General features: G+C 37.5%; 25 protein-coding genes. 24 read left to right on the top strand and 1 reads right to left on the bottom strand.

The window, feature by feature from the left end:
• Nucleotides 1-39 precede the first annotated feature (39 nt).
• The 9 genes from SALWKB2_RS09785 (at nucleotide 40) to SALWKB2_RS09740 (ending at nucleotide 4,876) form a co-directional block, all read left to right on the top strand.
• On the top strand, nucleotides 40-240 hold the full coding sequence (locus SALWKB2_RS09785) for a hypothetical protein (protein WP_144353296.1): 201 nt from the start codon (nucleotides 40-42) through the stop codon (nucleotides 238-240).
• Nucleotides 241-461: 221 nt separating this feature from the next.
• Nucleotides 462-722, top strand: a complete 261-nt coding sequence (locus SALWKB2_RS09780) for a hypothetical protein (RefSeq protein WP_025331496.1) — start codon at nucleotides 462-464, stop codon at nucleotides 720-722.
• Between the two features lie 221 nt (nucleotides 723-943).
• Nucleotides 944-1,204 carry a hypothetical protein gene (locus SALWKB2_RS09775; RefSeq protein WP_025331495.1) on the top strand — a complete coding sequence of 87 codons (261 nt, stop codon included), beginning with the start codon at nucleotides 944-946 and terminating at the stop codon, nucleotides 1,202-1,204.
• 222 nt (nucleotides 1,205-1,426) lie between these two features.
• Entirely contained in the window at nucleotides 1,427-1,687 is a 261-nt protein-coding gene (locus SALWKB2_RS09770) for a hypothetical protein (protein WP_025331494.1), read from the top strand.
• Nucleotides 1,688-1,921: 234 nt separating this feature from the next.
• Nucleotides 1,922-2,200, top strand: a complete 279-nt coding sequence (locus tag SALWKB2_RS09765) for a hypothetical protein (protein ID WP_144353295.1) — start codon at nucleotides 1,922-1,924, stop codon at nucleotides 2,198-2,200.
• Nucleotides 2,201-2,764: 564 nt separating this feature from the next.
• Nucleotides 2,765-3,424 carry a VENN motif pre-toxin domain-containing protein gene (locus SALWKB2_RS09760; RefSeq protein ID WP_025331492.1) on the top strand — a complete coding sequence of 220 codons (660 nt, stop codon included), beginning with the start codon at nucleotides 2,765-2,767 and terminating at the stop codon, nucleotides 3,422-3,424.
• Between the two features lie 57 nt (nucleotides 3,425-3,481).
• Nucleotides 3,482-4,036 (top strand): DUF6883 domain-containing protein, encoded by a 555-nt coding sequence (locus SALWKB2_RS11995; protein WP_025331491.1) that lies wholly within the window; start codon nucleotides 3,482-3,484, stop codon nucleotides 4,034-4,036.
• A gap of 7 nt (nucleotides 4,037-4,043) precedes the next feature.
• Nucleotides 4,044-4,241 (top strand): DUF4926 domain-containing protein, encoded by a 198-nt coding sequence (locus tag SALWKB2_RS09750; protein WP_025331490.1) that lies wholly within the window; start codon nucleotides 4,044-4,046, stop codon nucleotides 4,239-4,241.
• Nucleotides 4,242-4,507: 266 nt separating this feature from the next.
• Nucleotides 4,508-4,876 carry a hypothetical protein gene (locus tag SALWKB2_RS09740; RefSeq protein WP_025331488.1) on the top strand — a complete coding sequence of 123 codons (369 nt, stop codon included), beginning with the start codon at nucleotides 4,508-4,510 and terminating at the stop codon, nucleotides 4,874-4,876.
• On the opposite strand, the gene SALWKB2_RS12725 is transcribed toward SALWKB2_RS09740, so the two are convergent.
• Nucleotides 4,856-5,077 carry a SymE family type I addiction module toxin gene (locus SALWKB2_RS12725; RefSeq protein ID WP_370530646.1) on the bottom strand — a complete coding sequence of 74 codons (222 nt, stop codon included), beginning with the start codon at nucleotides 5,075-5,077 and terminating at the stop codon, nucleotides 4,856-4,858. The genes SALWKB2_RS09740 and SALWKB2_RS12725 overlap by 21 nt on opposite strands.
• 294 nt (nucleotides 5,078-5,371) lie before the next feature.
• Here SALWKB2_RS12725 and SALWKB2_RS09735 point away from each other — a divergent pair, with 294 nt between their 5' ends.
• The 15 genes from SALWKB2_RS09735 to SALWKB2_RS12275 all read left to right on the top strand — a co-directional run bounded on the left by SALWKB2_RS09735 (nucleotide 5,372) and on the right by SALWKB2_RS12275 (nucleotide 25,259).
• Nucleotides 5,372-5,782: a hypothetical protein gene (locus SALWKB2_RS09735; protein ID WP_025331487.1), complete on the top strand. Its 411-nt coding sequence runs from the start codon at nucleotides 5,372-5,374 to the stop codon at nucleotides 5,780-5,782.
• Nucleotides 5,752-6,102, top strand: a complete 351-nt coding sequence (locus tag SALWKB2_RS09730; RefSeq protein WP_025331486.1) for a hypothetical protein — start codon at nucleotides 5,752-5,754, stop codon at nucleotides 6,100-6,102. Before SALWKB2_RS09735 ends, SALWKB2_RS09730 begins: the two co-directional genes overlap by 31 nt.
• 483 nt (nucleotides 6,103-6,585) lie before the next feature.
• Nucleotides 6,586-6,852 carry a hypothetical protein gene (locus SALWKB2_RS09720; RefSeq protein WP_198431269.1) on the top strand — a complete coding sequence of 89 codons (267 nt, stop codon included), beginning with the start codon at nucleotides 6,586-6,588 and terminating at the stop codon, nucleotides 6,850-6,852.
• Between the two features lie 218 nt (nucleotides 6,853-7,070).
• Nucleotides 7,071-7,292, top strand: a complete 222-nt coding sequence (locus tag SALWKB2_RS09715; RefSeq protein WP_025331483.1) for a hypothetical protein — start codon at nucleotides 7,071-7,073, stop codon at nucleotides 7,290-7,292.
• Between the two features lie 204 nt (nucleotides 7,293-7,496).
• On the top strand, nucleotides 7,497-9,080 hold the full coding sequence (locus tag SALWKB2_RS12395) for a VENN motif pre-toxin domain-containing protein (RefSeq protein ID WP_025331482.1): 1,584 nt from the start codon (nucleotides 7,497-7,499) through the stop codon (nucleotides 9,078-9,080).
• Nucleotides 9,081-9,371, top strand: coding sequence for a hypothetical protein (locus SALWKB2_RS09705; protein ID WP_025331481.1), 291 nt, complete (start codon nucleotides 9,081-9,083; stop codon nucleotides 9,369-9,371).
• Nucleotides 9,372-10,014: 643 nt separating this feature from the next.
• Complete coding sequence (locus SALWKB2_RS09695; protein WP_051506483.1) at nucleotides 10,015-10,200, top strand: hypothetical protein; 186 nt, start codon at nucleotides 10,015-10,017, stop codon at nucleotides 10,198-10,200.
• Between the two features lies 1 nt (nucleotide 10,201).
• Nucleotides 10,202-10,534: a hypothetical protein gene (locus SALWKB2_RS09690; RefSeq protein ID WP_025331479.1), complete on the top strand. Its 333-nt coding sequence runs from the start codon at nucleotides 10,202-10,204 to the stop codon at nucleotides 10,532-10,534.
• 149 nt (nucleotides 10,535-10,683) lie between these two features.
• Nucleotides 10,684-11,040, top strand: a complete 357-nt coding sequence (locus SALWKB2_RS11985) for a colicin D domain-containing protein (protein WP_025331478.1) — start codon at nucleotides 10,684-10,686, stop codon at nucleotides 11,038-11,040.
• Nucleotides 11,037-11,303: a colicin immunity domain-containing protein gene (locus SALWKB2_RS09680; RefSeq protein WP_025331477.1), complete on the top strand. Its 267-nt coding sequence runs from the start codon at nucleotides 11,037-11,039 to the stop codon at nucleotides 11,301-11,303. Before SALWKB2_RS11985 ends, SALWKB2_RS09680 begins: the two co-directional genes overlap by 4 nt.
• A 200-nt stretch (nucleotides 11,304-11,503) precedes the next feature.
• Nucleotides 11,504-11,740: a hypothetical protein gene (locus SALWKB2_RS09675; protein ID WP_025331476.1), complete on the top strand. Its 237-nt coding sequence runs from the start codon at nucleotides 11,504-11,506 to the stop codon at nucleotides 11,738-11,740.
• Nucleotides 11,741-11,799: 59 nt separating this feature from the next.
• Nucleotides 11,800-12,237 carry a hypothetical protein gene (locus SALWKB2_RS09670; RefSeq protein ID WP_198431270.1) on the top strand — a complete coding sequence of 146 codons (438 nt, stop codon included), beginning with the start codon at nucleotides 11,800-11,802 and terminating at the stop codon, nucleotides 12,235-12,237.
• Between the two features lie 882 nt (nucleotides 12,238-13,119).
• Nucleotides 13,120-14,886 carry a ShlB/FhaC/HecB family hemolysin secretion/activation protein gene (locus tag SALWKB2_RS09665; protein WP_025331474.1) on the top strand — a complete coding sequence of 589 codons (1,767 nt, stop codon included), beginning with the start codon at nucleotides 13,120-13,122 and terminating at the stop codon, nucleotides 14,884-14,886.
• 272 nt (nucleotides 14,887-15,158) lie between these two features.
• Nucleotides 15,159-25,064: a two-partner secretion domain-containing protein gene (locus tag SALWKB2_RS09660; RefSeq protein ID WP_025331473.1), complete on the top strand. Its 9,906-nt coding sequence runs from the start codon at nucleotides 15,159-15,161 to the stop codon at nucleotides 25,062-25,064.
• 18 nt (nucleotides 25,065-25,082) lie between these two features.
• Entirely contained in the window at nucleotides 25,083-25,259 is a 177-nt protein-coding gene (locus SALWKB2_RS12275) for a hypothetical protein (protein ID WP_158500020.1), read from the top strand.
• Nucleotides 25,260-26,056 lie beyond the last annotated feature (797 nt).

Here is a 26,056-nt window from a genome sequence, read left to right as displayed (position 1 = left end):
ATATTCCTGTTAAGTATGTGTTTGTGCTTGGAGGGTTGCATGGAGGCAGCTATAAGATTCTGGAATGGTCCGGGCTGGTCATCACCAGCAAGAAATAGAGCTGATCAGGAATGTTTTGATGAGCTTCAATTAACTTTGCCTGACCCACATTACCCACCGGGTTCTGAAGCAAGTAATGAATGGCTTAGTAAAGTTTATACACCTGCATCATTAGAATGTATGAAGAGAAAAGGTTTTTAAAAAATGTTTCTATAATGGTTCAAGCTGGACATTAACAGCTTATGATTTTCTAATCTGATAAATTAACCTTGAGCTGAATTTTATAATAGTAATATTAAAAGAGTGAATACAGGACTGTATCGATATCTAAAAAATGATTTTTGCATAATAGTGCAACTGAAATAAAAGAAACTAGTCTATTCTGGTAAGGCCAACGAAACCTCAGGAAGGAATGCATTATCATGAAACACCGCATTAAAATTGTATTTTTGTTAAGTTTATGTTTGTGCTTGGAGGGTTGTATGGAGGCAGCTATAAGATTCTGGAATGGTCCGGGTTGGTCATCACCAGCATATAAGAAAGCTGATCATGAATGTTTTGATGAGCTTCAATTAACTGTGCCTAAACCTAATGTCCCCTTGTATTCTGAAGCATATACTGAATGGCTTATTAACGTTTATACACCAGCAAGAATAGAATGTATGAAGAGAAAAGGTTTTTAAATTAAGTTTCTATAATGGTTCAAGCAGGACATTAACAGCTTATGATTTTGTAATCTGATAAATTAGCCTAGAGCTGAATTTTATAATAGTAATATTAAAAGAGTGAACACAGGGCTGTATCGATATCTAAAAGATGATTTTTGCATACTAGTGCAACTGAAATAAAAGAAACTAGCCTATTCTGGTAAGGCAAACTAAACCTAAGGAAGGAATGCATTATCATGAAACACCGCATTAAAATTATATTTTTGTTAAGTGTATGTTTGTGCTTGGAGGGTTGTATGGAGGCAGCTATAAGATTCTGGAATGGTCCGGGCTGGTCATCACCAGCAGAAAACAAAGCTTATCATGAATGTTTTGAAGAGCTTCAATTAACTGAGCCTGACCCACATGACCCCCAGGGTTCTGAAGCAAGGAATGAATGGATGGCTAACGTTTATATACCTGCAACAACAGAATGTATGAAGAGAAAAGGTTTTTAAAAAATGTTTCTATAAATGGTTCAAGCTGGACATTAACAGCTTATGATTTTGTAATCTGATAAATTAGCCTTGAGCTGAATTTTATAATAGTAATATTAAAAGAGTGAATTCAGGGCTGTATCGATATCTAAAAGATGATTTTTGCATACTAGTGCAACTGAAATAAAAGAAACTAGCCTATTCTGGTAAGGCAAACTAAACCTAAGGAAGGAATGCATTATCATGAAACACCGCATTAAAATTATATTTTTGTTAAGTGTATGTTTGTGCTTGGAAGGTTGCATGGAAGCAGCTATAAGATTCTGGAATGGTCCGGGCTGGTCATCACCAGCAAGAAATAAAGCTCATCATGAATGTTTTGAAGAGCTTGAATTAACTTTGCCTGACCCAAATGACCCCCAGGGTTCTGAAGCAAGGAATGAATGGATGGCTAACGTTTATGGACCTGCAAGAATAGAATGTATGAAGAGAAAAGGTTTTTAAAAATTGTTGAGTATCATATTAGAATTAAGTTTCTGATAGATATGAATTTGTGCTTGGATAATTGAATGGACTCAGCTATAAGTTTCTAAAACGCCTCTAGCTGAATATTAGCAGTATATGATGAAGCTGAAAATGAGTGGTTGACTAACGTTTGTACACCTGCATCAATAGCATGTATGAGAAGAAAGTATATTAGTCTCAGACAATTTTTAAATAGACAAAATGGAGTATAAAGTGGCAAGTAATATTAAGAAATTTAGCTTAGTTGGATTTATTATATTGTGTATATTATGTGGATGTAGTACAGATGCTTCACGATTTGAGAAACTGCTAGCATTAAACGGATATCAGGGTAGTCGGGTAGTAGTATATCCTTCTGGCTGGTATGCTGAGCCACCTGCACAATATTTGGTAGATGAACGTGGACGTTATATTGATGCGAATGGAAATTATACTGATCATCCCGTAGAAAATCCCTATTACAGAGATTATATAAAACGTTTTAAGAAATAATAAATTTGCATGAGCATTAATTATAATAAATGATATTGTCATTATCGGTTTATTTTATTATAGAAATAAACTTTGGGAAAGAAGTAAAAGTGAGGGTAGCGGGTACTTATTTGAAATTTATATAAAATAAGGTAATAAATGCATTGATATTATTGATAAAACCAATAACAATTTCATGTGATATTATCATGATAAATATTAGTATAAATTGGTAAGAAGAATATTATGCAGATCAGAACCTCCAGAAATAAAAGAGCTGAGAAAGCAAAATATAAAATATTGTATAGATTTAGCAAATAAGCCGGAAAACCGGGTTGCAAGAGTCGGTTATCCAAATGAAGTATGGAATCAATCTATGTATTTTAAGTGTATGAGAGACAGAGGGACACCAGTATATGGTTTTGAATCTGAGAATTGAATCTGGGGTGGAATGCAGAAAAAAACGTGATGAAGAGCGAAAGGTAAAAGAGTCATGTAAGTATTGCTAGCCTGATATATTAGCCCTGTGTTTAATTTGATAATAGTAATATTAGAAAATTGAACACAGGGCTGTATTGATATCTGGTGGCTTTATATGAAATTGGTCAATCTTTTAAAGATAAAATTACAGAAAACAGTACTGCGCATCTTGTAGCACATGCAATATTAAGAGCAGTGGGCGGCAGTATGGCTGATGTAGCACAGGGGAATCAGGCCGGGCATACGGCGGTTGATAATAATGCGCTTCGTAACAGTAAGGGGGAAAGTAAACTTAACACTCAGGAAAAAATATTAAATGAAAAACTGAAAAAAGCAGGTGTACAAAGTGCGGATGATTATCAAAGAAAATATGATGCATGCAAAACAGATCAGTGCAGGATTCAGGTTGAAAAAGAATATTTAAAGGCCTCTGATGAAGCAAATAAAATCATATTGAATTTGTATATGACAGGACAAATAACAGAAGAAGAATCCAAAATATTATTGACAAGCTATGCTAATAAAATGATGAGGGGGGCTGGAGAAAGTCAGCGTAGGTTTGGTTCACGCATATTTGATTTAAATGCAAATGAATGGATACCAGCGAGCGTAATTGGCAATGCAGATTTCAACCAAATTACAATGTTAAATCTAGTCAAAAAAATGAAACGCTCTGGAGCTTCTGACGAACAGATAGCCTTAAGGGTATTTCAATATGAAATTGATGGGAGCTACAAAGGATCAGTTAATATAATGCAACAGTAAGTTGATACATTACTCAACTCAGGAGTTAGTGTTGAAACAGTTATACGTGCACTGAGCATGAAAAAAGGAAGGAGACTAACCAATGACGAAATAGGTTTGATAAAAAATAGATATTCTGTAATGATGCAAAAGCAGGGTTCTAAAGCAAAAGCCGGAAAGGGGACGAGTGCTGTAGATGATGTTGCTACAATAACCTCTAAAGATAAACTTTCAGGACCAACAGCGAATTGGAACAATTACACCCATGCAGAGGCTGTAATTAAAACAGGAAACTCTGGGAAGCTAGCAAATGCAGATAAAGCAGTAATTGATCCGAATAAAGTTACTTCTTATGCATTAAATACCGAGCATCCCGTAGGGGGAAACAAAGCAAAAGTTTTTGAGTCAGCTTTAGGATATAACCAATCAAACGCAAATGATCTAATATCAAAAATACAATCGGGAGCAAAAACAAATACAGCCATTCTAGGTAAAGCAGATAATCATGGTCAAAGAATTACTATTGATATGCCAATTACTGGACCGAATGGGAAAACAGCAACTGTTCGAACTGGTTGGATATATGATCCTGGATCATCAACACCTAGATTAACAACACTCTATGTAAAGTGAAGATATTATGAAATATTCCCTTTTTGATACAGTAAGTTTAACTGAAGATATTCCTGAGTATAATCTGAAATCAGGAATGATAGGTGCAATTATAGATGTTTATACTAAACCCGATGAATCATATGAAGTCGAGTTCTGTGATGAGAACGGTAGAACAATAGAGATACTAGCCTTATCACCAGATAAATTATCCAAGGTAAGCTAAAGCAATCCCCACCTAACCCGTGGGGATTTTGTTTTACCTCTTAGCTCAGCCCCTCAATCCTGATAATCAACAGCCTCGGCTGTACATCAATGATGACTGGCTGACTGGTGGTAAAGCAGGAAAGGGAATGAATGGTAATTCTCTGAATGGAATTTTTGGCAAAACTACCCCAAAAAGACTATTTACGGTAAGCAATATGCGTCGATTGGAACAAGCCAAGTGCGGGAGAGAAAGCGACAATTATTAATAAACCAAAGGAATAAAAAATGAATAAGATTAAATGGATAACTCAGGCGATAGCGCAGCCTTGTGAAGTACAGAAAAGTTTATTTCCTGATTTTGTGAACGTTGCGGACGAGCTGGCTGTTGAGTGGGAAATGGCTTTAGATGAATTAAATGATCCTTTGGTCGCATCTTCTTTCACGTCTGAGCAAAAATTGGCAATTAAACAGTTAGATGATTATATGTTATCTATAAGTGGAGCACCTAACATCCAATACTGGAACAACGATGCGCTTTGTCAATGTGCTGAGTGGAAAAATATGAGAGAAATGGCTATGGCGATATTACTCATCATGGGATGGGAAATTACCGTACCGGCAAAACCTGTTGCTCTATATATCAATCACAGTTAAATATAAGATCCTAGCCTGTTGTATAGCAATCCCCGCCTTAACTCGCGAGGATATTGTTTTACCTCTTAGCTCAAGCCCCTCAATCCTGATAATAAACAGCCCATGTTGCGCATCGATGATGACTGGCTGACCGGTGGTAAAGCCAAAGGCTTCTAGCCAGCAGCCTTTAATAGGTAGTTGCGGTCTGGGGTTGGGTCCTATGGCTTGGGGTGTTAACCAATGGTGTAAAATCGTTCGGTGGGTTGCAGTGCCTTAGCCATAGTTAACTCCTGTGAAGTTAGTTTTGGTTAGCAGTGGTAGCAGGTTGCCGCCTATTATTGCTGCTTACTTATTGTTTTATTATTCTTATTTAGTCAGTAATTTAATCTGATTCTTGGTTAAAAGGCATCTAAAAATCTCTTAATCACGGTTTGTTTTCTTCTGGTAGCTTCTCAATCTTTTGAAACGGGTTTAAAAACTCATGGTCTTTTAATCTTGACTTGGTAGCTTGGTCTTGTGCGCCTTCTAGTATCTAATGCTAGAAAAGGGACGAAGCTTGAAATAGATCCAAAAAAATTTGATTATCTTTATGGCAAAGTAAATAGCGGAGAACATAATACTGCTCGCTCAACTCAATTATCCCAAATGATGAGACGGCTTGGGCTACCGACTAATGAATCAGGTACAGCTATTTTAACTGAACACTTTAATAAAGTAGTAAATACAAAAGGTAATGTTATTAATAATGACAAAAGAGGTTCTCAGAGTTTTAAAGTTAGAGAATATTTCTTAATGGGTCTATCAGGAAAAGGTACTATATTACAAACGTCATTTGAGATTATGCCAGATGGTTCGCGTAGATTTGTAACAACAATTCCAAAAGAAGGAAAAAATAAATGTTTATTCAATCTTTTCCAGATGAAATAAATTTGTTAGCTTTTTTTGAGGGAGAACCTATTTTTCAGAATACAGAGGATTTACACTTTGCATACAAATATACTGATCAAAATGAAATGTCTTTGATTTTTTCGTTTAGTGCAACTGGAGGTTGGATACAAACAATTATAGAGTATAAACAGAAAAGAATAGCGCACAATCTAATGGAGGGTGTGGAATACTTTAAGATAGAAAAAGATGTAGATGGTGAATACCTAACGACCGAAGTTGTACTAGAGGATACAAGAACAAAGGTTGATATAAGATTACAACCTTTTATTTCTACTGAATTTTCAACATTAATAAGATGATTAATTGATCTGTCTTTGATTTAATCATAGGGTTGATATTATCAAGGACAGATCTATATTACTTTATTTTAGATAGGCTTCTCAATCCTGATAATCAATAACCACTGTTGCGCATCTATGATGAATGGCTGAGCGGTGGTAAAGCAGGAAAGGGATGAATGGTAATTCTCTGGAATGGAATTCTTAGCAGAACTACCCCAAAAAGACTGTTGTCGGTAAGTAATATTCGTCGATTGGAAACAGATTATATTCACAACATGCAGTTGATAGGATGCAACTACCAGAGTTAGGGCTCCCTGCCGGTACAGTTGGAGCTGGTCGTAACATTTCTCCTAATATTGTAGAGCACACTATACAAAATGGAACAAAAACCAGTTCAATGGTTAATGGTGTAAAAAGGACTGTATATTGGAGTGGTGATGTAGGTGTTGTTACCGAAAGGAATAGTAAAGTTGTAGTGACCATTCTAAGAAGGAGTGAAAAATGATGAATTGGATATATCCTGATGTTATTAATAATCTTAAAAAAAAATGTGATTCTTATTTAAATAAAAAAATTAGTTTGGATGAAATACAATCTAGTATTTATGAAGCTGAGCATCAGATATTGGCATTAGAAGAAAAATGGTTAAGAGAATTGCTATTTGATGCAGAAAATCAAATTGAATTAAATCGTTATACGATAGATAGTGAAAAGTTAGAACAATCTGTTGAACCTATTATCAAAAATATAATGACTAAAATATCATAATAAGAATAATTTCTACCTAACTATTAGAGATTCTAATTATTATCTTTTAGACTTATATAGCAAGTTGAGTAAATAATTTACCCTACTCTATTGTTATGGTTATGAACATACCAGCATAAAATCTGAGCTTCTCCAATTCAACGACCATTCATGGTCAGTTGAATTGGAGGGCTAGGTCTGACCAGACTAGGTGTATATAACAAATGGTATAAAGTTATTTGGTTATAGGAAAAGTTGCTACTACTATTGATAAAAATAGTGCAAAACTAGGTTTTGAACATAACTGTCGCGGAGAAGAGATGATTAGTACTTCTAATTTGGATGATTATTATGATTATGAAAAAGATCCAACAGTAACTGAAATACCGCTTCAAAGATATGCTGTTATATGGCAGTATCCTAGTTATGCATGTATTTATCAAAATCAAAAGCATCAGTAATACTCAAAAAAATAAATATTTATTGAATAATGTAATTAATCGTATTGATTAAAGTATGGGATTTTAAAACCTAGCATCCATACTGATATCAGCAGCGAAGATTATGCTGATAAGGCCGGATATCTGCATAATAACTTTGATAAAGATAAGGTACAGAAAGAGCTGGATTTACAGCGTGAAATCAGTCAGGAATTCAGCGATAACATGCAGACAGCCTCTGCCATAATAAACAGTAAAAAAGATGCCCTCAAAGAAAAACTGAAAAATACAGCACTGAGTCCGGAAGAACGTGAAAAATATGAAAAAGAACTGTCGCAGTGGAATGCAGGCGGATTACTGTTAAATGTGATAGGAGCAGGCCTGTCCGCCCCGACTAACAGCATAGGAGGGATAGTGGCGGCCACAGCCAGCCCGATAGTTTCATATCAGATAGGGCAGTACTTTAAAGGAAAAGATGCAGAAGGCAGCACTGCGCATCTGGTGGCGCACGCAGTAGTAGGAGCAGCAGTAGCGGCAGCAGGAGGAAATAATGCACTGGCTGGCGGACTGGCTGCGGCAGGAACAGAAGCTCTGGCGCCGGTAGTATCGAAATGGCTGTATGGCAAGGAATCAAAAGATTTAACTGCAGATGAAAAAGCCACGGTTTCATCAATCATAGGGTTGGCTGGAGCAGCAACAGGAGCGGCAGTAGGCGGCAGCATGGCTGATGTGGCACAGGGGAATCAGGCCGGGCATACGGCGGTTGATAATAATGCACTTCGTAACAGTAAGGGGGAAAGTAAACTTAACACTCAGGAAAAAATATTAAATGAAAAACTGAAAAAAGCAGGTGTACAAAGTGCGGATGATTATCAAAGAAAATATGATGCATGCAAAACAGATCAGTGCAGGATTCAGGTTGAAAAAGAATATTTAAAGGCCTCTGATGAAGCAAATAAAATCATATTGAATTTGTATATGACAGGACAAATAACAGAAGAAGAATCCAAAATATTATTGACAAGCTATGCTAATAAAATGATGAGGGGGGCTGGAGAAAGTCAGCGTAGGTTTGGTTCACGCATATTTGATTTAAATGCAAATGAATGGATACCAGCGAGCGTAATCGGCAATGCAGATTTCAACCAAATTACAATGTTAAATCTAGTCAAAAAAATGAAACGCTCTGGAGCTTCTGACGAACAGATAGCCATAAGAGTATTCCAATATCAAATTGCTGGGAGCTACATAGGGTCAGTTAGTATAATGCAACAGCAAGTTGATACATTACTCAACTTAGGAGTTAGTGTTGAAACAGTTATACGTGCACTGAGCATGAAAAAAGGAAGGAGACTAACCAATGACGAAATAGGTTTGATAAAAAATAGATATTCTGTAATGATGCAAAAGCAGGGTTCTAAAGCAAAAGCTGGAAAAGGGACGATAAATCAACAATATCTGGAAGAAATGTCTAAGAATGGCGTTAAATTCTCACCTGAAAATATTTTGAAAGTTGAAAAATTAGCTGATGGTAAAATAGTTTTTCTTGAGAAAGGTAATTCATCGGCAGGGCTCCAACATATTGTAGAACGTCATGCCAGTGATTTTGCAAAAATAGGGGTTTCAGAATCACAAATACCTAATGTAGTTATAGACACTGTATCCAAAGGAAAGATTATTGGTTATCAAGGAAAAGGAACAGGACGACCAATTTATGAAATTACGATTAATGGACAAAAACAAAGAATAGCTGTTACAACTGGAAGTAATGGTTTTATTGTTGGAGCAAATCCTGCGGGGAGTAAGTAAATGAAGAAAATAAAATTAATGGCTGATTATGAATGTTATCCATTGTGGATTGATTCGGATAATGAAGTTGGAAATATTGATCCTGATTCCTTACTAATCAGTGATTCTCTCAAAAATGAGTTAAATAAGTGGTCAGATGACTATGATAAAACGTTGAATTCAGATAACCCGTTAGAATCTGGATTTAAAACTATTAATGAAGAAATAGCCTTTAAAGAAAAAGGGAAATGTTTACAAGAAAAATTACAAATAGAATTAGGTAATAATTACGACGTAATATATCAATCCTAGCAACTAGATCCCTTTACATTACTGGGATCTAATATTTTCCTAGAATGTACAAGAAATAAACATGAGTTTCAGTTTCAAAACTGGGTGTGTAGCTTGTCTGGGTTACTGAGGAAGATATAAGAAAATAATATGTTATTAATGATATCCGTCATCTTTTTGCTAAGTATGATTTTTTTAATTAAAAATCCCATATTGAATCAGTTAGTAATTTGCTCTACATTAAACCTCTTGAACAAACCCATTCAGACGAAGGGCGATATATCTACTTCTGACGATGGTCTTACTCATGTGGGCAGAGAGTTAGCCGTAGCAGGAGACAAAATAATACGTATGGGTGACAGTAGTTATAATTTCCATCATAAGATATGTTTGTCTCAATACATCAACCATCAACAAAGTGGTCAGAGTATCACCGCATAGGTCAGATTAACCAGTTTTCAGGAAATCGAATGCTGGAAAGGGGACTGGTGTTACAAATACTGAAAAACTAACTGGCGGTGCGGCTAGAGCAGAACAATATTCAAGTAATTGGGCTACAGCAAGTCTTGATAAGGCTATTAATGAGTTTGCAGGCTCAAATCCAATAATAACTACAACTGAAAAAGGAAAAAGAATTTATACTAATCCAACAACAGGTATACAGGTGGTTGAGGATTTGTCTGGAAACTACTTCCGAATTTATAACCCTAATATTTCGGGAAAAAGAGCTTATTTGGATTTGAATGGTAATATTCCTAACAACAAATTATTAGAGAATGGAAAAGAAGCTGGCCGAAGTCAAGGTGAATATAATGAGGCAACTCATTTTAATATAAAAAGGAATAAATAGTATGAAAAATATATCCGTTCCAGTAAATAAAAGTGCAATGGAACGCCTAGATTTAGATAATTGTGTGGATGGTGATTTGATTGAATTAATTCTTGATGAAGATAATTATAAAAATCTCTTAGAGAGTAATGTTATTAATCAACTTAATAATGAATTAGATATAAATATTGATGATTATGAAGATGAAAAGATAATCGATCTTGATAAGCTTATTAAGGCTAAAAGTATTATTCAAAATTCAATAGTATCAAATAATAGCGAAGCGTTGATTCAATTATTAACTCAAGTTGATAATGCAATAAAATATAAAACAGGTCTATTTTTTTATTTTTAAATTTAGAGGTAATAGTAAAGTCCTCATCTGAATCCTGTTAGGATCTTACTTTGATGTCTATACTTTTATCTCAAGTTTGATAACTAACAGCATTCAACAAGCGAATAAAAAAAGTAATTTTTGATGAGCATGTAGTAAATGAGAAAGGCTTGGGGAATGCTGGAAAGAGAACGAGTGCAAATTCTCTTGCCGGTGAATTAACGGGAATAACGCAAAAGCAACTAGATAAGAAGTTTAAGCATGCGGCTGATTTTGGAATAACAACAACAAAGAAAAACCCGGAAACTCTTGGTCAATATGAAACTGCAATCAAAAATCATATGGGAGACTCGGCAACCAAACCCCAAGGTACTTATGGCTTTGTAAAAGACTCAAAAGTATTTTTTAACTCAAGTACTAATAATGCAGTTGTTCTTGATAGCTCTGGTAATTTTGTTACAGGATTTAAGCTTACGCCAGGAACCGCACAGTATGATAATTATATGAAAAATGGAGTATTACGATGAGCCTTATAGCATTAGAATTTGCTAAATCGTTTGTTAATGGAAGAATAACAGCTCAAGTTTTTGCTGAGGCTTACATTGAGCTCTATCGAATAGAGCGAGATAACGGTTTACTTCTCAAAGATGAAGACAGTGTTAGCGAATGTTTATCAACTATTTTTTGTCTAGCCGATCTTTATAATCCAGATTCTGATAAAGAAGAATATGAATTAAATGATAAACAACTTATTGAGCAAATTGAGCAAGAGTTGAAAAAACTAAATTAAAAAGCTCCCCCGCCTTAACCAGCGGGGAGCTTTTATTGCTTTTTAGACCTGCATCGCAAGTTCAATAATTAACTTATGCTGGAAAAGGAACGACCGTAATAAATCCTGATGAAATCAGATTTTCACAGAATACGGTTTCTTATAACAAAACTGAACGAGGAACTACTTTAAAATACACTTATGATGATCTTGTCTCTAGAATGAAAAAAGATGGTTGGAAAGGCGATTCTGTTGATGTCATAAAAATGCCAGATGGCAAATTAACAAATATGGATAACACTCGAATTCTTGCTGCAAGAGAAGCAGGTACTAATGTTAAAGCAAAAGTTCATGATTTTAATGAAAAATTAACTCCGGAGATTCAAGAGCTTCGAGGTCGGGAAAAATATAATACATGGGGAGAAGCAATTAAAGGGCACATAAACAAACAATCTTGAGGCTTTGGAAAACAAAATCCAAATGGCTCGAATCAATCTCCAAAAATACAAGGTAAAAAATGATGTCTAATATATTTTTATATAATACCCCAATACTTCCTGATGGTTTTGTTTTTCCTCAAAGTTATATTGACACAGTAAAATCTAATAACATTATTGATTTAGAACCATGGGATTTTTTATGCAAAGATATCGGAAAATCTTTAAGTTATTATGGAGCACTACTCATTGAATATAGAGATCAACCTTTAATACCTTTTGCTATTGCTAGTGATGAATCAGGTTTTTTTAATGATGGATATGTTGTTTTAGCCTGTTTTGATGGAAGTGATAAAAGTGGGGATCCAAAAGTTTATTTTCATGATTATGGCTATAGTTATAGTGGTGAAGATCCGGTTAGGGGTAAACAATATTATTTAGAAAATTTTTCAGCATGGCTCGAATCAGCGAAAGAAGAGTCAGCACAATATAAAGCAGATACGACTGAACCTGAATAAAGTTATTTAATTATTAAAAACTGAGATGGAGCTTGTTTAGTTAACCAAACCCCATTATCAGATAAATAAAATTTAAAGCCTTGTTGAAACATCAATAAGGCTTTTATTTTAATTACTACCATGTCGTTGTTCAACTAACAGGGTAATTTGTTCATCAATGAATAAATACCTGGGATTAATTCTCGTGCTTTAATTGAATCGATAAATATAGTACAGATAAAAAATAATTATAGAATCGGTATTTTCTATTAATTGGTATTTTTAGTGTAAACATCTAATTATGAAAAACAAATTATATTTAAGTGAAATTATGACTAAGAAAAACACTACTCACTAGATAAATCTAATTTATCTATTTTATGAAATTAGTATTATTGGCTAAGTTATAAATTGAAACATTTAAGATTAATATTATGATTAGTCATATTAATTAAAACATGAGAAAAATTTGAGAATTTCTAACGGAAAAGTGAGAGATTATCTAATGTATTTATTAAAGTGAGTACGTTATATTTACTTTAAATTAGATTAAATATATTTAATTTTGGAGATTTATATCAAATTTACAACAAAACTTGTCCATTAACTAAATTTATATTTAATCTTATTTGAAACAATAATTTAATTTTAATTATTGAATATCTGATCAGAAGGGCGGAGAAGAAAATTATCATAGATGATTTATTGCATATAGAATAATTATTCAATTAATATATTGAAATATATATAAAAATTTAATTTATATAAATTGTTTTTCAGATAAATATCTAAATAAAATTTTCTTATTAAAATATTTTTATTACAAATAAATTAGTTAAAAAATTTGTAGAGTTAATTTATGTATTATATTATTAATTAAAACAAATATTTGTAGATAATGTGATGAACATCAGTAAAAACCTATTATTTTTAAGTCTACTGAACGGGGTGATATATCAGACGTATGCTGCACCATCGTCAGGTCCGGCTAATCCGGCAGATATTGAACAGCAGCAGATTATTCGCGAACAGCAAAGGCTGAAACAATTTCAGGAAAAAATGCAGCCTGAAGTCAATGTGCGATTACAGCCTCCGCAAATTGAAGGTACGGTTAACGGTTTACCTCAGGATGAAAAACCATGTTTTGCCATCAGAAGCATCAAGTTAAATGGTGATCAGGCACAGCGGTTTCAATTTGCATTAGATAAAGCTATTTATCTGAGTAAATTCAAGCCGGGATTGTGTCTGGGTAGCAATGGTATTAATTATATTATGACACTGGCGCAGAATGCAGTAATAGACAGGGGATATACTACTACACGCATTCTGGCCAGCCCGCAGGATTTAAGTACTGGTGAGCTGGTATTGACAGTTATTCCGGGACGAATTCATGAAATTCGTTATAACCTTGATAATGCTGATCAGACACATGTAAACCGTATTCGTCGTATTCAGAATGAATTTCCTGCCAGATCTGGTGACATATTGAATCTGCGGGATTTAGAACAAGGACTGGAAAACCTGAAACGCGTGCCGACAGTAGAGGCGGATATCCAGATAGTACCGGCTGAAGCACCGAACGAAAGTGATGTGGTTGTTTCATGGTCGCAGCGTAAAGTACCAGTACGTATCAGCTTTAATGCAGATGACTCAGGCAGTCATGCTACCGGACGTTATCAGGGCGGTGTAACTTTATCTGTTGATAATCCGTTAGGTCTAAGTGATCTGTTTTATGTGAACTATAACCATGATCTGGGTAGTAAAGACAGTACAGTAGATATTGATGGTAATCGTACCGGTAGTGGTACACACGGCTATTCCCTTCATTATTCAGTACCGGTAGGAAACTGGCTGATAGCTTTTAACCAGAATTATTACCGCTACCATCAGGCTATAGCCGGTTATAACCAGAATTATGATTATAACGGCAGCAGTGAAAATACAGATTTGGGGATAACCCGAATGATATATCGTAACAGTCACCGTAAAATTGATGTAAGTGCCAGAATATGGCGGCGTAAATCACATAACTATATAGACGATGCTGAAATCGAAGTACAGAGAAGACATACGGCAGGCTGGGCTATAGGGCTGAATCATCAGGAATATTTAGGAAATGCCATACTTAATCTGAGTGCAGGTTATAAGCGCGGAACCGGTGCAGACCACAGTTTACGGGCGGCAGAAGAAGAATTCGGTGAAGGCACCTCGCGGATGGAGATAATCACACTGGATGCTTCACTGATGAAGCCGTTCAGGGTAGGAAAATATAACTTTAGCTATGACACCTCGTTTCACGGGCAGTGGAATAAAACCCCGTTAATTACTCAGGATCAGGTATCAATAGGCGGGCGCTACACTGTGCGGGGATTTGACGGAGAGCTTACTTTGATGGGAGAGCAGGGCTGGTACTGGAATAACAATCTGAACTGGCAGTATTTACCGAGTCATCAGGTATATGCAGGGATAGACGTAGGGCATATAACGGGAAGAACAAGTGAAATGCAGTTAGGAAAGACACTGGCGGGTACAGTAGTGGGTTTTAAAGGTCAGGTAAAGGCTGGCGGGAACTGGTATTACGACGTATTTATGGGAAAGCCGATTTATAAACCGCAGCATTTCCGCACAGACAAAACTACATTCGGATTTAATCTGAATTATTCACTTTAGAGCTGTAATACAAATTTATTCAAAATATAGCGTTGATTATGAAATAAAGAGGATTGCATGATGAATAATAGAGTTACCGGAAAAATTACGAATAATCGATCAATTAATAATTATTTTTTTGTCATTATTAGAATTTTATTCTGCTGATATACGTTTGATTTTAATCTGAATAAATTTATTTAATATTTGGCTTTTTCTGAATAAATATTAAGACAATATTCCAGTTGGTTTTGAGAAATTTTAATTAAATATACTCTTCAAAGGGCAGGAAAATGAATAAGAATCTTTTTAAGGTAATTTTCAATAAAAAACGCGGGCAAATGATGGCTGTTGCGGAAAATACTATTCGTGAAGGAAAAAGTACTGCAGACAGTACTGCCGGTAGTACCGCAATAATGAATAGCAAAATCAAGATTGCAGGTTTGCCTGTTCTGGCTTGGTCTATTCTGCTGGGTTTCGGTTTATGCACTCTAGTTATTGATTCCAGCCGAGCAGGTTCGATTCATGCTGATACTTCTGCACCGAAAAATCAGCAGCCGACCATTTTGCAAACAGCGAATGGAACACCGCAAATTAATATTCGAACACCTACTAAAGGCGGAGTTTCAATTAATCAGTTCCGGCAGATGGATGTAGACAAGAAAGGCGCTATTTTAAATAACAGCCGAAAAAATACGGCAACCAGGCTGGCCGGCTGGATACAGGCCAATCCATGGCTGAGTAAAGGTGAAGCCAGAGTTATTGTTAATCAGATTAATAGTACCAATCCCAGCCAGCTGAATGGCTATATAGAAGTAGCCGGCCGGCGTGCAGAAGTAATTATAGCCAATCCGGCGGGGATAAATGTGAATGGCAGCGGATTTATTAATGCAGCAGGAGTAACGCTGACTACAGGTAAGCCGCTAATCAGGAATGGAAATTTAGACGGCTTTGAAGTCCGGCAGGGTAATATCAGTATCAGTGGAGACGGTCTGAATACTGGTAGCAGTGAATACACACGCATTCTATCGCAGGCCGCACAGATTAATGCGGGTATCTGGGCAAATAATCTGAATATTACAGCAGGAAGCAATAATACAGATGCACAGGGAAATATAACTGAGTCTGTACTGACCTCTGCAGAGAGTAAACCTTTAGTAGCTATTGATGCAGGCAAACTGGGTGGTATGTATGCCGGTAAGATTGTACTGGTCAGTACTGATAAAGGCGTTGGTGTTAATAATGCGGGGCAGATTTATGCCGGTAATGGTAATTTAAGCATAGATGCTAATGGTTACCTGAGCAATAGCGGTAGTATTGTCGTTTCTGATCAGAAATCTTCTGGTGCTGATATTGCCAGTGTTTCCCTCAATGCTGACAGAGTAACGAATAGTGGAACAGTTTCAAGTCAGGGGAAAATGCTGGTTCATAGTGAGCAGTTAGAAAACAGTGGTTTACTGACTACTGCGGATGAAATCAATATCCGGCAGCAAAAACTGCATAATCAGGGAGAAATTAATGCCGGTCGGATAGATATTATTGCAGATAATATTCATAATCAGAACGGGAAGATTATTCAGACCGGTACTCAGGGTTTAACGCTGGATCTGAATAAGCTGGATAATAGTAATAATGGCCTGATTGGTTATGCCCCTGAGCCGGATAAGCCTGCTCCGTCTGACCCGGAGCATAAACCGGAAACGGCAATACCTGCTTCTCCTCCTACTACAGCCGCTGGTAGCGGACAAACAGTCTCTGCTGTTAATACCCATAAAACACAATTTGAAACCGGAAAAATTATTAGTAGTGAGGGAATAATTAATGATAATGGTCAGATTATTGCCAATGGCGGTATTGATTTAACCTCGAAGACTGGTCTGAATAATCATGGCAGTCTGAATCTGAATAAATTAACGGTAAGTGGTGAAATATTTGATAATTATCAAGGTAAGCTCAGTGCCCGGCAGGCATTAATTAATACCAATAGCATTGATAATCATCAGGGTGAAATTACTACAACAGAATTATTATCGGCAAAAAGTGGCAAACTGGATAACAGAAAAGGTAAATTACAGTCGGTAAAGGATATTAATATAGACAGTGCCCAGCTGGATAACAGTGATAATGGTCTGATTGCGGCTCAGGAACAGCTAAGCATACAAAGTAAAGATATAAATAACAGTCTGGACGGAAAAATTCAGTCCGGTGCATCTCTTAAACTGAGTACGAATAACCTGAATAACCGGCAGGGCAGTATTGATAGTAATAGTCTGATATTAAAAGCCAATATTGTTGATAACAGTAAAGGTGCTATCCGGACAAACCGTCAGTTAAAGGCACAGATTGGCAACAGCCTGAATAATCAGGGCGGAGAATTCGGCAGTGGCGAAGATATATTACTCAACAGTGAAGGCGAAGGCCGTCTGATTGTTGATAACAGTGACGGCGGAAAAATCATAGCGAATAAAAATGCCTATCTGAATACAGAAAGTATTAAAAATAATAAAGGGATAATAAGCAGTGAAAATCTGGATCTGAAGGCAGCACGCGCAGAGAATACAGCAGGGGGTGTTATTCAGGCTGGTAAACAGTTAAAGGCGCAGATTGAAGAAAAGCTGGATAACACAGGAGGAAATATTGTAAGTAATGAAGAATTACTGCTGAATGCTGACGGACAAAGTAATCTGGTATTGAATAACAGTGAAAACGGCAAGATTCAGGCCGGCAAACATGCAGTTATTCATACGACGACACTGGATAACAGCAATAATGGCAGTATAGATGCAGACAGTATTGATCTGACAGCAAACAGTGTAAACAATGCTGCCGGAGCGATACGGGCAAATCAGCAGTTAAAGGTACAGATTGGCAACAGCCTGAATAATCAGGGCGGAGAATTCGGCAGTGGCGGAGATGTGTTGCTTAACAGTGAAGGTGAAAGTCATCTGGCTGTTGATAACAGTGACGGCGGAAAAATCATAGCAGGTAAATATGCCTATCTGAATACAGAAAGTATTAAAAATAATAATAAAGGGATAATAAGCAGTGAGAATCTGGATCTGAAGGCAGCACGCGCAGAAAATACGGCAGGGGGTATTATTCAGGCTGGTAAACAGCTAACGGCGCAGATTGATGAAAAGCTGGATAACACAGGAGGAAATATTGTAAGTAATGAAGAATTACTGCTAAATGCTGACGGATCAGGCAATCTGGTATTGAATAACAGCGCAAATGGCAAGATTCAGGCCGGCAAACATGCAGTTATTCATGCATCGGCACTGGATAACAGCAGTAATGGAAGTATAGATGCAGACAGAATTGATTTGATAGCGGATAGTGTAAATAATGCAGCCGGAGCTATCCGGACAAACCGCCAGTTAAAGGCACAGATTGGCAGCAGCCTGAATAATCAGGGCGGAGAATTTGGTAGTGGCGGAGATGTGTTGCTCAACAGTGAAGGCGAAAGCCATTTGACTGTTGATAACAGTAACGGCGGAAAAATCATAGCCGGTAAAGATGCCTATCTGAATACGGAAAGTATTAAAAATAATAATAAAGGGATAATAAGCAGTGAAAATCTGCATCTTAAGGCATCGGTAAGTTTAAACAACAGTACAAATGGTGTGATTCAGTCGGGCAAAGAGGCTGTAATTCAAGCATCGACACTGGATAACAGTAATAATGGCAGCATAGATGCAGACAGTATTGATCTGACAGCAGATAGTGTAAACAATGCAGCCGGAGCTATCCGGACAAATCAGCAGTTAAAGGCACAGATTAGCAATAGTCTGAATAATCAGGGCGGAGAATTCGGCAGTGGCGGAGATGTGTTGCTCAACAGTGAAGGCGAAAGTCATCTGGCTGTTGATAACAGTAACGGCGGAAAAATCATAGCCGGTAAAGATGCCTATCTGAATACGGAAAGTATTAAAAATAATAATAAAGGGATAATAAGCAGTGAAAATCTGCATCTTAAGGCATCAGTAAGTATAAACAACAGTGGAAATGGTGTGATTCAGTCGGGCAAAGAGGCAGTAATTCAAGCATCGACACTGGATAACAGCAATAATGGCAGCATAGATGCAGACAGTATTGATCTGACAGCAGACAGTGTAAACAATGCAGCCGGAGCTATCAGGACAAATCAGCAGTTAAAGGCACAGATTGGTAATAGTCTGAATAATCAGGGCGGAGAATTCGGCAGTGGCGGAGATGTGTTGCTTAACAGTGAAGGCGAAAGCCGTCTGGCTGTTGATAACAGTAACGGCGGAAAAATCATAGCCGGTAAAGATGCCTATCTAAATACGGAAAGTATTAAAAATAATAATAAAGGAATAATAAGCAGTGAGAAGAATCTGGATCTGAAGGCAGCACGCGCAGAGAATACAGCAGGGGGTATTATTCAGGCTGGTAAACAGTTAAAGGCGCAGATTGACGAAAAGCTGGATAATACGGGAGGAAATATTGCAAGTAATGAAGAGTTACTGCTAAATGCTGATGGTCCAGGCAATCTGGTATTGAATAACAGCGCAAATGGCAAGATTCAGGCCGGTAAAGGGGTAGTTATTCAAGCATCGACACTGGATAACAGCAATAATGGCAGTATAGATGCAGACAGTATTGATCTAACAGCGGACAGTATTGATAACACTGCTGGTAACATTCGTGCCAATAAGCAGCTAAATGCACAAATCAATCAGAAACTGCTTAATCAGTATGGACAAATCAGTAGCGCAGACAATGTAAATATTCATGATCAGCTGCATAATACTTTGGAAATTGATAATACCAATAACGGTAAAATTCTTGCTGGAAATGATTTAAATTTACAGGCCAAAAAACTGGATTATGCCAGTACTGACGATGCTGGTATAGCTGCCGGTCATGATGCATCTATAGATTTAACAGATGATTTTAATATTAACGGGAATATAAGTGCTAATGCTGGTCTGAAATTGCATAGTAATGGTAAAATAATTAATAATCATAATGTTATCGGTGATAGTGTTATTATTGATGCCAGCCGGATAGATAATCAGGCAGCCGGTACTATTCAGAGTAATAAGCATACAGAATTAAATGTGCAGGACAGTGTAATTAACCGAGGTCTGATAAACAGTAATGGTCTGACTCTGATTCAGGCTGGAAAACTTGTAGATAACGTTGGTACTGGACGCATTTACGGAGACCATGTGGCGATAGGTACCGGCAGTCTGTTAAATCGAGAAGAAATAACAGGTAATGAAACTAAGGCAGCAATTATTGCTGCACGCCAGCAGCTGGATATAGGTGCCAGAGATATAGTCAATAAGGAGCAGGGCTATTTACTCAGTGAAGGTGATCTTGCTATTGGCGGAAAGCTGGACAAACAATATCATGCTACCGGAATGGCCGATAGTCTGATAAACAGCAGTGCGCGTATTGAGGCAAAAGGTAATGGAAATATTGCTGTAAATGAATTACGTAATCTGAATAATCATTTTACTCTTGAAGAGTATCTGGCAAATCCTGAGCAGCATATTCAACAGTATTTATTCCCCGGTCAGACAGAGAAATGGACAGAGGGAGTGGACGGGCATTACAATGAAAGAAAGAAGAAAAATGAACATTCTGAATTTTATTTTAATGATGGTCGTCCTATGGCCAGAGAGGAAAAAACTGGTATCACATGGTGGGATTTTAACCGCAAAACTTATAAACAGCGTGTCAGTGAAAGCAGACCGGGTGAAATTATTATTGGCGGTAATTTAAATATAAGCGGCAGCCATTGGGAAAATAATAACAGCCGGATTCTGGTAGGCGGTAGTCTGATTGGTGCAGATTCTTTACAGTTGGATAATATTGAAAGTAAAGGTCAGCAGCGTGTGGTTGATACCGGTACATTAGGCGGATATAAAAAAAGTAAAAGTGGTAGCTGGCCGAACAGGCGTACTGAATATAAGCGTAAAGTAAGAGGTCAGATAAACGAGACCACAATCACGACTATTGATCTTGAACAACCTGTTAGCATTATCCAGCAACATATGAAAGTTGATTCTACAGACAATACCATTATTGGGGTAAACAATAATACCGGTAACATAGAGAATGCAGGAAGTGTATATACGGGTAGTTCATCTATTGGCAGTTCCAATAGTAAGCATACAGATACAGTCAATGTTACGAGCAATAATTCAGTTAAAGATAATGTCAATGCTGATAAGACAGGCAGTAACGATTACAATATGTCAGCTAATAATCAGCCTGTAGATGATAATAAGACTGATAGTGCAAAGGTTCCCAGTATTAAAACACTTACCAGTCTGAATAATAAATTACCTAATAATAGTTTGTATCATATTGATCCGGATAATAAAGGTTATCTGGTTGAAACCGATCCGGCATTTACCAATAAAAATAAATGGCTTAGTAGCAACTATATGTTAGAAGCGCTGGGTCAGGATCCGGAAAAAATACAGAAGCGCTTAGGGGATGGTTATTACGAACAAAGACTGATTAATGAACAAATAGATCAGTTAACCGGTTATCGCCGCCTTGCAGGATATGACAGTGATGAAGATGAATATAAGGCATTAATGGATGCTGGTGTAAGCATGGCGAAAACCATGGGACTGGTACCGGGAATCGCTCTGAGTGCCGATCAGGTAGCACGCCTGACCAGTGATATTGTCTGGATGGTAAGTCAGACTGTTACTATGCCTGATGGAAGTCAGCAAACTGTACTGGTCCCGCAGGTATATCTGATGGTGCGTGACGGAGATTTAAATACTGCCGGTGCATTAATCAGTGCTAATAATATCAGTCTGCATACTAATAAGGATATTAATAATCAGGGTACAGTGGCCGGTCGCAGAATTGTAGATCTGGGTGCACATAATCTTAGTAATAGTGGTCTGATCAGCGGGCAAAATGTGCTGCTTAATGCAACTGACAATATTGATATTAATGGCGGTACCGTTCAGGCACAGAATTTTCTTGGTCTGCAGGCAAAACATATAAATGTTAACACTATCACGGCAACTCACGGTGATGAGCGCAATGGCGGTACCGTGATTGATCGTGTGGCAGGACTGTATGTAACAGGCAATAAAAATGGGATTTTGGCAGTTAATAGTGTAGAGGATCTGAATTTTCATGGTGCCAATATTGTGAATACAGCAACCAACGGTCTGACTCAGCTGGCCAGCAGCAACGGAAGTGTCAATCTGGGTACGGTTCAGACTGCAAGTCACACCGGTTATGGTGAACTCAGTGCCAGGAACCATCTGGCACTGGATCATAAAGATGAAAGAGGAACTCAAGTTATTGCCGGAGGTGATGTTACATTATTTTCTGGCAATACTGTTAATATCCGGCAGAGTGATATTAACAGTACTAATGGTGATATTAATATTTATGGTAATAAAGGGGTTAATATTACCGAGGGCAGAGCAAAAACAGATCTGGATGAGGCTCATTACAATAAAACAAGAGGAACTTTTTCCACTAAAAAAAGTATAGATAAATATCAGAAACATAATGATGAAGCAGTAAGCAGTAATATTACCGGTAGCAATATCCGTATTGGTAGTGAACAGGATATTAATATCCGCGGCAGCAATGTTATTGCAGATAATCAGACTTTATTACATGCCGGTCGTGATATTAATATCGAGGCAGCTGAGAATCAGTATCAGGTACAGGAATATCATGCCAGAAAAAAATCCGGTCTGATGGGTAGTGGCGGGTTTGGTTTCTCTATTGGCAGTCAGAAACAAACCGATGACATTGCCGGAAATTCCCTTATTCATAGCGGCAGCAATGTTGGCAGTCTGAAAGGTGATACGATTATTGTTGCCGGTAATCGTTATACGCAAAGTGGCAGTACAGTTTCTTCCCCTGGAGGTAATGTTGCTGTTGTAGCTAAACAAATAAATGTGCAGGCAGCTCAGGATCAGTACAGCACCGATTATGTGCATACTATGAAGCAAAGTGGTATTACAGTAGGTGTAAACATACCTGTAGTTGGTGCTATTCAAAAAGCCGGAACTGCAATTGAGCGTACAAATAAAAGCAAAAATGATCGTATCAATGCTATGGCTGCCTTTAATGCCGGTATGGACACATATAAAGCAGGTAGTGCTGTTGCGGATATTGCCAATAATCCCCAAAATGCTATGAATGCTAATGTCGGTATAACAGTTGGTCAGCAGAAGCTTCGTATGGAGAGTCACACGAAAGATACTGTAGCCTCTGCTAGCCGCATTAATGCTGGTGGAACAGTCAATTTACTGGCAACGGGCGCAGGCAAAGACTCTAATATCAACATCATCGGATCAGATGTGGCAGGCAGCAGAGGCACACACTTACAAGCAGATAACGAAATTAACCTGCTTGCAGCAGAACAAAGCCACAGCGAACGCAGCAGTAATAAATCCAGCGGCTGGAATGCTGGGGTGGCTATCAGCTATGGCTCTGGTGGTGCATCTCTGGGTGTTACAGCCGGGGGCAATCTGGGTAAAGGCCATGGTAACGGAGACGAAACCAGCTACCGTAACAGCCATGTCGGCAGCAGCAGCGGCAGTACCAGTCTCAGTAGTGGCGGTGCTACCAACATCATAGGTGCACAGGTAATCGGAAAAGGCGTAAGTATAGATGCAGCCGAGCTGAACATAGCCAGTCTGCAGGACAAAGCCAAATATGACAGTAAACAGCAGAATATCAGCGGGCAGGTTACTGTAGGCTACGGTGCATCGGGATCGGCCAGCTATAGCAAGAGCAAAATCAAGGCCGATTATGCCAGTGTCACTGAACAAAGCGGTATAATAGCTGGAGATGACGGCTATCAGATTAAAGTCAAAGGCAATACAGATCTGAAAGGGGCCATCATCACCTCTGCCAGTGCCGCAGAAGCAGCAGGTAAAAACAGCCTGATTACCGGCAGTCTTACCAGCAGTGACATCAAAAATCACAGCGATTACAGTGGTAGCAGCATTGGTATTGATGTCAGTGGCAGTATAAGTGCATCTAAACCAGAGCGAAGTCAGTCAGACAAAAAAGATAATACCAATAATAAAGATAGTAATAACAATAACACTAATTCCGATAAGAAGTGGTCTGACAGTAATAACACCTCACTTGGACTTGGTCATGATAGTGATCACGACAGTAGTACTACTCATAGTGGTATCAATACCAGCAATATCATCATTACAGATGAAACAGCGCAGCAGCAGAAAACTGGTAAAACCGTAGCAGAAGCCATAGCAGCTATTCATACTGACACCAGCAGCGAAGATTATGCTGGTAAGGCTGGCTATTTGGCCAACAACTTTGACAAGGAAAAAGTGCTTAATGAATTAAATATTCAGGTAGAAGTTACTAAAGAATTCCGTCAGAACAGCCTTGGATTAATTAACTCTTATATCGATTCCAGACAGGCAGAGCTGAGGAAAAAAATCAAAGAAGAAACATCAGAAGAAAATAAAACAGAACTGTATAAAGAGATTTATAAACTGCAATATCAGCGGCGTTTACTGGAAACAGTAGTCAATATACTGGCCGCTGATCCAACTGCTGCCATTACTCAGGGTACTTTACAGCTGGCAGCCACTAAGTTACGTGAAGAAAGTCTGGCCAATTCCAGAAAATCGCCTGGAATAGTAATTAACAAGGAAACTGGAGAAGTAATGAATAATGTTTCCTATGATAGTGGATATTTTGATGGTGTTAAGCTTGGTGGGGTACGATTGCATTTAGATATTATCTGTGGCAGCGATAATGGACGTTGTGAAACAGATGATATGAACAATCTGAAAAAAGATGAACATGGTAATTATATATTTAAAGGAGATTCTAAGTATCCGACGTTTGCTGATCTAATGAAGGATACAACAGAGGTGGGTGGTATGTTTGGTCTTACCGGCGGCTTCCAGCCGGTGCAAGGTGGCTGGTATCTGCCCGGGCTGACGATTCCGTATAATAAGGGTGATTTCTCTGATGATTTGATAGAATCCTTTGCCGGAACACATGATTATCTTGGCGGACAGATATGGGGCTGGTATGGGGATGACGGAAACACTTCACGCAACCGTAATCCGTTTCAGAATATAGCATCAGATACGACAACATATGTAGCAATACCCGCCTCAGCACCGGCTGCTTTGGCTGATTTTCTGAATTCAGATATGTTTCAGTTATTATACAAATTAGGAAAATAACAATGAAATTTAAAAAATTTGTTATGTTTCCGGGGCTATCAGAAGATAGATGCTATTGGTCATACCAATGTACAACAACAGGAATCTGATGTGATCTGTGGTGTAAGAGATTTAAGGAGCGATAATCTGGATTTAAAAATTCTGTATCGTGATATGACAGAAAATCGAGTTACACCACGTCAGCATGGTTTATAATTTGCTGATATGTAAAAAAATTCTGAAAAATTGTACAAATAAGGAAAGGCTATCCGGATTTTGTAATTAAAAAACATTTCCGATAAACTAACTGAGCATGATTATTGAAAGGATATCAATGAACAGATGCGAGGCTGAGAAAAAAGACAGTAATGATGCCTCGCATAACCATAATGAATTTTAGAATGCTGAAGGATTCCAAAAAATATGCTAGAAATTTAGCAAAAAGATAATGCGTGCAGTCTGTTATAGAAAGCCCTCGGTACAGGAGTAGCAGCTCCGGTCTGTAATTGTAGTAAAGAGATCCGTATCTGGGATTTCCACAAAACTATATGGGAATACAGTAGTAGCTTCTAATCCAGATATTTACCGTGACTAAGAACCGTCTTTAGAAATGTAGCAGAATAAAATCTGTAATCAGCCTACGGTAATTTGTATGTTGCTGTTAATAATTCTGCTTTAGAAGTTATTTCCGGCCGGATAACGTAAAAAATAATCAGAATCATGCAGATACTGATTCATGAAATCAATGGCAAACGCTATTTTGCATTTGAAGAAAAGCAACTTAGGCAGAAATGAATCGCTAAAATCTGTTTACTTATATTTGTCGGTATCAGTGTATGTCTGAGCGATTGCCGTGTAATAAACTTGCAGAATAGTGAATATGCAGAGAGAGCAGTAATAAAAAAATTTAAATGATGAACAACATATTTGTTCTGAGTATAAAAAATCGCGGAACACCTACATATGCAACTTATTCTTCAATGCAACAGGAACAATTGGGGGCTGAGTTCAAA

It is taken from the genome of Snodgrassella alvi wkB2 (genome assembly GCF_000600005.1).
Taxonomy (GTDB): domain Bacteria; phylum Pseudomonadota; class Gammaproteobacteria; order Burkholderiales; family Neisseriaceae; genus Snodgrassella; species Snodgrassella alvi.
The sequence above is the reverse complement of the archived record's forward strand: the minus strand, read 5'-3'. Positions and strand labels throughout refer to the sequence as shown.

Coding starts and splice junctions, on each gene's coding strand:
- SALWKB2_RS09785 (WP_144353296.1), top strand. CDS start 40: ATGGAGGCAGCTATAAGATTCTGGAATGGTCCGGGCTGGTCATCACCA.
- SALWKB2_RS09780 (WP_025331496.1), top strand. CDS start 462: ATGAAACACCGCATTAAAATTGTATTTTTGTTAAGTTTATGTTTGTGC.
- SALWKB2_RS09775 (WP_025331495.1), top strand. CDS start 944: ATGAAACACCGCATTAAAATTATATTTTTGTTAAGTGTATGTTTGTGC.
- SALWKB2_RS09770 (WP_025331494.1), top strand. CDS start 1,427: ATGAAACACCGCATTAAAATTATATTTTTGTTAAGTGTATGTTTGTGC.
- SALWKB2_RS11995 (WP_025331491.1), top strand. CDS start 3,482: ATGAAAAAAGGAAGGAGACTAACCAATGACGAAATAGGTTTGATAAAA.
- SALWKB2_RS09750 (WP_025331490.1), top strand. CDS start 4,044: ATGAAATATTCCCTTTTTGATACAGTAAGTTTAACTGAAGATATTCCT.
- SALWKB2_RS09740 (WP_025331488.1), top strand. CDS start 4,508: ATGAATAAGATTAAATGGATAACTCAGGCGATAGCGCAGCCTTGTGAA.
- SALWKB2_RS09730 (WP_025331486.1), top strand. CDS start 5,752: ATGTTTATTCAATCTTTTCCAGATGAAATAAATTTGTTAGCTTTTTTT.
- SALWKB2_RS09720 (WP_198431269.1), top strand. CDS start 6,586: ATGATGAATTGGATATATCCTGATGTTATTAATAATCTTAAAAAAAAA.
- SALWKB2_RS12395 (WP_025331482.1), top strand. CDS start 7,497: ATGCAGACAGCCTCTGCCATAATAAACAGTAAAAAAGATGCCCTCAAA.
- SALWKB2_RS09705 (WP_025331481.1), top strand. CDS start 9,081: ATGAAGAAAATAAAATTAATGGCTGATTATGAATGTTATCCATTGTGG.
- SALWKB2_RS09690 (WP_025331479.1), top strand. CDS start 10,202: ATGAAAAATATATCCGTTCCAGTAAATAAAAGTGCAATGGAACGCCTA.
- SALWKB2_RS09680 (WP_025331477.1), top strand. CDS start 11,037: ATGAGCCTTATAGCATTAGAATTTGCTAAATCGTTTGTTAATGGAAGA.
- SALWKB2_RS09675 (WP_025331476.1), top strand. CDS start 11,504: ATGAAAAAAGATGGTTGGAAAGGCGATTCTGTTGATGTCATAAAAATG.
- SALWKB2_RS09670 (WP_198431270.1), top strand. CDS start 11,800: ATGATGTCTAATATATTTTTATATAATACCCCAATACTTCCTGATGGT.
- SALWKB2_RS09665 (WP_025331474.1), top strand. CDS start 13,120: ATGAACATCAGTAAAAACCTATTATTTTTAAGTCTACTGAACGGGGTG.
- SALWKB2_RS09660 (WP_025331473.1), top strand. CDS start 15,159: ATGAATAAGAATCTTTTTAAGGTAATTTTCAATAAAAAACGCGGGCAA.